This window comes from Paraburkholderia sp. EG304 (assembly GCF_046543485.1).
GTDB classification, from domain to species: domain Bacteria; phylum Pseudomonadota; class Gammaproteobacteria; order Burkholderiales; family Burkholderiaceae; genus Paraburkholderia; species Paraburkholderia youngii.
In genome coordinates this window covers 1-8,033 of sequence record NZ_JBKGUA010000120.1, presented here as the reverse complement: position 1 = coordinate 8,033, position 8,033 = coordinate 1, and the positions used below count along the sequence as shown (strand labels likewise).

The 8,033-nt window shown below is 58.8% G+C and carries 4 protein-coding genes and 2 pseudogenes; 5 read left to right on the top strand and 1 reads right to left on the bottom strand.

The window, feature by feature from the left end; translation table 11 throughout:
• Window positions 1-442 precede the first annotated feature (442 nt).
• Window positions 443-679, top strand: a complete 237-nt coding sequence (locus ACLFKU_RS41820; protein ID WP_410853137.1) for a hypothetical protein — start codon at window positions 443-445, stop codon at window positions 677-679.
• A 441-nt stretch (window positions 680-1,120) separates the two neighbouring features.
• Here ACLFKU_RS41820 and ACLFKU_RS41815 read toward each other — a convergent pair whose 3' ends face one another.
• Window positions 1,121-3,877: a M16 family metallopeptidase gene (locus ACLFKU_RS41815; RefSeq protein WP_410853136.1), complete on the bottom strand. Its 2,757-nt coding sequence runs from the start codon at window positions 3,875-3,877 to the stop codon at window positions 1,121-1,123.
• Between the two features lie 180 nt (window positions 3,878-4,057).
• Between ACLFKU_RS41815 and ACLFKU_RS41810 the strand changes: the two genes are divergently transcribed.
• From ACLFKU_RS41810 to istA, 4 genes and pseudogenes are all read left to right on the top strand, one after another.
• Entirely contained in the window at window positions 4,058-4,345 is a 288-nt protein-coding gene (locus ACLFKU_RS41810) for a hypothetical protein (RefSeq protein ID WP_410853135.1), read from the top strand.
• A gap of 487 nt (window positions 4,346-4,832) precedes the next feature.
• Window positions 4,833-5,343 (top strand): annotated as a pseudogene (locus ACLFKU_RS41805) (IS3 family transposase); the annotation flags it as partial.
• A gap of 416 nt (window positions 5,344-5,759) precedes the next feature.
• Window positions 5,760-6,776: an IS110 family transposase gene (locus ACLFKU_RS41800; RefSeq protein ID WP_410853134.1), complete on the top strand. Its 1,017-nt coding sequence runs from the start codon at window positions 5,760-5,762 to the stop codon at window positions 6,774-6,776.
• A gap of 386 nt (window positions 6,777-7,162) precedes the next feature.
• A pseudogene (gene istA / locus ACLFKU_RS41795) lies at window positions 7,163-7,910 on the top strand (IS21 family transposase); the annotation flags it as partial.
• Between the last annotated feature and the right edge of the window lie 123 nt (window positions 7,911-8,033).

The window sequence follows — 8,033 nt, the reverse complement described above, 5'->3', positions numbered from 1 at the left end:
GTGGTGGGCCGAACCCGGTTTGCACCAAGGGCAACCAAGCCCGAGGCTCTGATGGGGTACCCATTCGCGGATATTCATCGTGGGCCCGCAGCGAGTGCTGCCAACTGAGCCCGGATACATGGCTGCAGATCCAGGTGAAGACCCAACTGCGACATTACTCTTCTCCTCAACTAATTCGCGATGCTTCCAGGGTAGCTGAACGGGGCGTCAATGCCAGGACTTTTGCAGACCTTCCTAAACAGGCGTAAAGCGCTTTTGTTGCGATACGGATAGAAATCGCCGAAATTGTCTGCTTTGTGTGTTGGTTCCATCGTTGAAGTTCTTTAAGCGCCTTTCAAGGTTTGGTGTTGACTTGTTGGTATGGATTTCGCGCAAAGGTAGCCGACCGAATTACTCCCATCGGAGTGGCGGTCGTGAAACTTGACATTCTGGAGAAACGACTATGAGTACAGTGATTAGCAATGCGGGTTATGGTGTCTGGAACAACACCATTGACGTCACCGATCAGGTTCGACAGCAATACGCAAACGGCACGCGCGTGTTTGTCGCCGGTAATCAGTATGGCGATCCTTCCCCTGGAGACCGTAAGTATCTCTACATCTTCTGGAAGGTCAACGACGCCCCGATGCAATCCGGCGTGACCGGGGAGAATGATAATCGGGGGATCAGAATCGCATAAGAGCGCCTATCCCGCCAAAAGGTTGCTCCGTCCAGGAAGCCTTGACAAACCAGCCATACTTCCGGCCGGTGCAACTCGCTGAGGAACTGAGCTGCGGTCGTAAATGATGGCAAAAGCGTTGCCGGGCATTCCCTGCAGCGCACCAGTTCAGACTGCACCATAATCTTCTCCTTGCCGACCACCATGGTCGGTAGGAAAAGTTCAGGACATTATGCGAACCATTGCCACACAAGTCAGCGCCCGCGATCCCGCCTGAACACGGCGGTGCCGCCGTCGTCTACATGGTCTCTTAGCCGAATTTGCCGGCGTGGGCAATCGTGAATATCTGAACCTTCAGATATTCACGAATCTAGGCCGCCAGCCCCTCGGGGGTCTTTTTGAACAGAACTCTTATTGTGAATTCAAGACAGGGGCAAAATCGCAGAGACTCCGAACCAGCCTCTAACGAACGAGCCGGCCTTCGGCATCGAGCACGTGCACCTTACCTAGACCGAGCTCGCGCACCGGCTGCTCGATCTTTTTCAGATCGCCCACGATCACCCAGGTCAGTGCTCGTGGTTTGACAATTTCGTCGATCGCCGCCTGCGCGCTTGATACACTCACCGCCTCGATGCGCTGCTCGAGCGTCTGTACGTAGTCGTCCGGACGGCCGTACTTCACGATATTGTCGACGGCGCCGATCACCGACCCGGTGGTCTCGAAACTGCCCGGCAGACCGCGCAATATGGACGACCTAACCTTGTCCACTTCCTGTGCTGTCAGCGGCTTGGCACCGACGATGGCCACCGCCTCCTTTTCCATCTCGAGCGCGGATTCGGTAGTCCTGTCGGCCTGAACGGACGCGTACATCTGAAACGGCCGCTGGCCCAGCGCGCCAACAAGGCCGCTGCGGGCACCGTAGCTCCAGCGCTTTTCCTCGCGCAGGTTCATGTTCAGGCGCGACGTAAAGGTGCCGCCGAACGCGCGGTTGGCGATATCGATGTCTATGGCGTTGATCGCCTTGCTCGACGGCGCGAGCAGACCGGCGAGGATCAGTGACTGTGGCGCTTTGGGCCGATCGATCAGAAACACCCGTGGCTTGGTTTGGTCGGCGACCTTGGCGATGTTCTTTTTCGGCAACGGCGCGGACGGCGCCCTCCAGTCGCCGAACACGGCGTCGAGTTGTGGAGTGATCTCCTTCAGCGTGGTGTCGCCGGCGACCAGGATCTTCACGTTGTCGGGCCGCAGCCAGTCGCGCCGGAACGCCTCTAGGTCGTCTGCCGTAAGTGATTTGATCGACGCCTCGGAGCCGGTGCCAGTGAACGGAATCCTGTAAGCATGGTCGTGGCCGTACAGCAGAGGCGGCAACATGCGCTCGGCGAGGGACGCCGGGTCGACCTTTTCTTGTGCGATGCGGGCTAGTCGCTGAGCACGCACACGTTCGATGTCGTCGGCCTTGAAGGCCGGGTTGCGCACGATGTCCGCGAACAGCGCGAGCGAAGGCTTGAGTTGGTCATTGAGTGTGTTAAGCAACGCCCTACAGGTATCCAGCCCGCAGCTAACACCCATGATGGCGCCCAAGCGCTGCGTGCGCTTGGCTACCTCCAGCGCGTCAAGCGACTTGGTGCTCTCGCCCATCAGGGAGACGGCGAAGCTGGCGGTACCAAGCTTGCGTCCTTCGTCGGCGGCGTAGCCGCCATCGAACTGCAGGTAGATCTGGGTGACTGGGACAGTGTAGTGTTGCGCCAGCACCACCTCGATGCCGTTCTTCAGTTTGCCGCGCTCGAGCTTCGGAAAACGTAGTTCGGGGAAGTGAGTGACCTGCGGCACGCCTTTGGCACGGTCGACCTCGCTCTCGCTCACGACGTATTGCTGTGCAGCCGGCAGTTTGGGCTCGGGTCGACCCTGCGCGTCGGGCAGCGGCACGACCTTCGCGTCCTCCGCCTGCGGGTCAAAGTCGTTGCTGCCCGGCAGCACGGTGAGCAGGTAGTCTCCCTTGGTGAGCCACCTGTCCGCCGAGGCTTTTACACTGCCAACGGTGGCGGCGTCGACGCGCTGTTGGTCCTTCTTGTAGGCACCTGGATCGCCGAGATACAGTTGCCCCGAGGCCAGCATCTGGGCCTTGTCGCCGACTTTCTCCAGGCGACGCACGAGAGAAGCGCGATAAACGACCTTGGCACGATCCAGCTCATCCTGAGTTGGGCCTTCGATGAGGAATTTATTCAGTTCGTCGGCGATGACCGACTCGACCTTGGCCGCATCCACGCCCTTGCGCACGTTAGCATTAATCTGGAACTGACCGGTCAAAGCGAGCGGTGACACGCCCGCGGACACATTGTCGGCTAACTTGTCCTGATAGACTAGGCGCTGGTAGAGCCGCGAGGTCCTGCCCCCACCGAGCACGGTAGCGGCAAGGCGCAGCGAAATCAGGTCATCCGTGCCCAACTGCGGCACAACCCAGGTGCGGTAGATGCGTGTCTGCGACACGTGGTCGTGCTGTACGCCGCGCGTGGACTTCGCCAGCGGGGTGATCCACGGCTGCTGGCGCGGCACCGGCGGACCGGCCGGGATGTCACCGAAGTACTTGACGACTTTCTCCTTGGCTTGCGCGGGTGTGATATCGCCGGCCAGCACGATCACCGCGTTGGCAGCACCATAGCGATCGCGGAACCACTGCTTCACGTCAGCCAGTGAGGCGCCGTTTAGATCTTGCATGGAGCCGATGATGTCATGCTGGTATGGATGGTTTGCCGGATAGATGTTGGACAGGATGTTCTGGTATACGCGGCCGTAGGGAGCGTTCTCTCCTTGGCGCTTCTCGTTTTGAACCACGCCGCGCTGCGTATCGAGCTCTTTCTGGCCGATTGCACCGAGCAGGTGGCCCATGCGGTCCGACTCCATCCATAAAGCCATGTCGAGCGCGGTGGTCGGCACCGTCTCGAAATAGTTGGTTCTATCAAACCCAGTGGTGCCATTCATGCCGGTCGCGCCGGCCAGTTCGAACGGAGCAAAAAAGGAGCCCTTATGGTGCTCCGAGCCGGAGAACATCAAGTGCTCGAACAGGTGCGCCAAGCCGCTCTTGCCCTTGGGCTCGTCGCCAGAGCCGACGTGATACCAAACGCTCACCGCCACCACTGGGGCCTTGTGGTCCTCGTGCACCACGAGGGTGAGGCCGTTGGGGAGCATCGTTCGAGTGTAGGCGATCTCCGGCACTACCATGGTGGCTTCGGTAGGTGCGGCTCTAACTCCGCTCGCCGCGATGATCCCGAGCGCGCATATCACCAATCGTTTTTTTAGATTTCGAGCCATAAAACACCTTATTGATTAGACTGAGCTTTAGACACTCGAACGCTGTCGCCGTCCGTTGGCGATCAGACGGCGAACGAGACCGAGATTGCGATGAAGCGAGCAGTCGAGGCCGCAGAAGCGGCATCGACTGGTAACTCAAGGGGCGTGACGCGCTTCGGGCCTCTGGAGTTTTCCAGACTTCCGCTGCATGGGAGTGTGGGAGGCAAGTCCGGTAAATTCCCGACGCAGCCATTGGGCGACCAAGCCAGCGGTGACGGGCTGACCGATTCTCAACGGCGCAATTTCGTGCATGGGGAAGTCCTCGGCAATCGCCAGGACATGGGCCATCGCAAGAGAACCGAAAACGATTCCCATTGGCCGCCGCGCTGCTTGAGCTAAAACCTCGCAGGCTGCGCGGCGGCCTCACGATTGACTTTCCATATCAAGTTTTTCGAATTGCGAACCATTTTTCAGGACCCTTCATCGGGGGGCTGAATTTCTAAAATCGAAACATGATTCTCTCCTTTTAAATTCGGCTGCTGATAAGCTGTTGAAGATGATCGCAGACGAAGCTAGAGAAAATCGTGCCAACAGCCATGGTATCGGTCGAATCGAAATCCTTTGTCGAACAACAACGGACGGGACTTACAATGCAAACACTGATTGTCGCGAATGCAACAGTCTTGGTGCAAAAAGCACTGGGCAATGCGCTTTGGGTGTCGAGCTTGAGCAGCGTCGGTGTTGCTCTGTCGGGCCTTGATCGGCGTGGGCCCCCGGCGTCAGAATAGTTGTCGTGTCGTTTGATTCTTAGAGAGGTCCGGGGGCGGTAGGATCGGCATGAAGGAAAGCCTGCTCAGCGTAACGAAAAGAAGTCGTGGTGCGTCGTATGATGCCGCCGGAAGATGTGCCGGTGTCGGCGCTGGCGAGAGAAACACGAATCACGGAACAGACGTTGTACGTGTGGCGCCGCGAGGCGAAAGGAAAGGGATGGCCGTGCCGGGCGACGGGAAGAACGCCGAAGGATGGTCTTCGGAAGACAAGTTTGCCGTTGTATTGCAAACTGCCCCGCTCAACGCAGCGGAGTTGGCCGAGTATTGCCGGCGCAAAGGGCTGTATCTCGAGCAAGTCGCGGCGTGGCGGGCCTCATGTGTGGCCGCCAACGCGAATGCTGCCGAACAGGCGCGCGAGCAACGTCAGCAGCCCAAAGAAGACAAGCAGCGCATCAAGCAACTGGAAAAGGAGTTGCAGCGCAAAGAGAAGACACTGGCGGAAGCTGCGGCGCTGCTCGTACTTCGAAAAAAAGCCTAGGCGACCTGGGGAGAACAAGAGGACGACTGACCAACGTCCCTGATCGCCTGTTATGGATATCTTTGATCCGAGAGGCGGTGGGCTCGGGCTACCTGCCGTTCACGAAGGAGATCGTGCCTGCATTCGCCAGAATCTCCGAGCGTCTGCCAGCCATTCTCGTCGACAGCGTTCCACTCTGACCGGGAATTTGCCGCATGGCTCGGCCTAGCTTGCGTGAACAGTGGGCCCGTGTACAGGCGATCAGCGAAGATATTGCGTCGCTGGAGCGGCGCCTCTCGAACGAGCTCAGACTTAGCGTCGAATGCCGATGCCCTTCGAGTTCGAGTGTTAGCTGAGACCCTCGTCAGCGAATTCCATATGGGCCAGCAGGCCGACCAACCTGCATCAACGGGCCGGACATAGTGGAATGGCCTCGTCCCACCTCCGGCGGATGTATGCAAACGATCTCCGCTAGAGGACATGGCAGTATGGGCGATCCCTGGTCCGCAACTGAACGGAGGCTGTCATGAATGTCGCCTTGCTAAGCATTGACCTCGCCAAAAACATCTTCCAGCTGTACGGCGTCGACGAACGCGGCCATCCGGTGTTGAGCCGGCGAGTCAGCCGCAGCAAGCTCCTCGAGACGGTCGTCTGTCTGCCCGGCTGCCGCATCGTAATGGAGGCTTGTGGTGGCGCGCATCACTGGGCTCGGCGGTTCTCAGCAATGGGGCATCATGTGCAGATCATTGCGCCTCGATTCGTCAAACCGTTCGTCAAATCCCAGAAGAATGATCGCAACGATGCGGAGGCGATCGTCGAAGCGGCGTCCCGTCCGACCATGCGCTACGTCGCGGTCAACAGCGTCCAGCAGCAGGATATTCAGTCCATGCATCGCATCCGCAGCCTGCTCATGCGCGACCGTATTGCGCAGATCAACCAGATACGAGGCCTGCTGGCCGAATACGGGGTGGTCATTGCGCAAACGGCGCTGAAAGTAAGGCAGCAGCTGCCCACAATTATTGATGACGAACGCAACGAGCTGACAGGGTTGAGCCGGTCAATGATGCGGGATATGTATGAGCGGCTTGTGCTGCTGGACAAGCAGATCGCCCGGTATGACGAGTTGATCCATCAAGTGCACAAGGCATCCCCTTCAAGCCAGCGACTGGAGAAGATTCGCGGTGTCGGGCCGCTGATCGCAACCGCTGTCATTGCTGCGGCAGGTAGTGCCACTGAATTCTCAAACGGCAGACAGTTTGCAGCGTGGCTTGGCCTGACACCACGTCAGCATTCGTCGGGCGGCAAGGATCGCCTGTTCGGTATCAGGAAGCGCGGCAACGGGTATCTGCGAATGCTGCTGGTACACGGCGCCAGATCGGTTGTCCAGCAGGCCATGAAGCATACGGATGCACTCTCCCGATGGATCCTCGAGGTTCAGTCGAGGCGGGGAACAAACATCGCCGTTGTCGCACTTGCCAACAAGATAGCCAGGACTATCTGGGTCCTGCTGGCATGCGGTCAGGAATACGCACCGCCGCTGTGAACGGAGTACCGATCGCACGGCAGCAGTAGCTTACCTCTTCATCGGTTGCACAAGTGATCTGATTCAATGGCAAACAGGTCGGACCGTCGGTGACAAAACCTGCGCAGTCTTAGGGCTCTTGAGGCCGTGGATATAAGAAGGAGTCACCGGGCGAAATCCATTGGGGCCGGGCACACGAGTGCCACCGAAAGGCCGAATGTATATATGCAATCCAGCACCTGCCCGCTGTAGACCAGATCATTTGGCAAATGGGACGAGGCCATGTATAAGCGTGCTGCCTTGACCTGTAGACAAAAGTGCAAACCCTGCTTGCTATCCGGGAGGCGTCCACATAAGCCGCTCTAAGAACACCAACAGGCTGATCGAATAAGAAAGCGATCAGCTACATGTCTGGAACCCGCATTACCGACCAACAGGTTCGCCTCTACATGTCCAAGCGCAAACATCACTCGCAGCAGATCGCCGCCGCCAAGGCCGGCATGAGTGTCCGCAGCGCTAGGTGCATAGAACGGGACACCGTACTGCATGACAGAAACCGCGTCGTTACTGGCGTTCCCGTCCCGATCCCTTCGCCGACGTCTGGGATACTGAAGTCGTTACGATGCTGGCGAATGCGCCGCAACTTCAGGCGGTCAGGATCGTGCCCAAGCTGCAGGACGATCATCCCGGGGAGTATCCCAACAGCACACGCCGCACACTCGGGCGACGCGTGCGGCACTGGCGGGCGGACGTCCGGCTCACCCAAGGAAGTCTTCTTCCCGCAGTTGCATGAGCCCGGCGCACGCGGCCTGTCCGACTTCACCGACATGGCTGAACTGCGAGTGACGATCGCTGGCGTGCCATTCGAACACCGGCTGTACCACTTCGTGCTCGCGTTCTCGCGCTGGGAATACGCAATGTTGTTGAAGGTGGCGAGAGCTTCGAAGCATGTCTGTCCATGGGACTGCAAAACGCACTATGGCAGGCTGGGGGATATCCGCGCGAGCATCGACCGACAATCTGTCGGCGGCGTTCAGAAACCTCGCGGACGAAGACGACTTCACGGTGCGCTATGCGGCGCTGCTCGAGCACTATGGCGTGACCGGGACCCTCAACAATCGCGGCCTGGGTCACGAGAACGGTAGCGTTGAGTCAGAGGTGGCGCCGCTTGTTCGGGCAGGGTCCCGAGATTTTTAAGTGGAACCACCGGGGCGTTCATGCTGCCGATTTGATCGCAGGCAGTGTCGCGAAGTATGCCTCATCCGGCGTGCGGTCTTC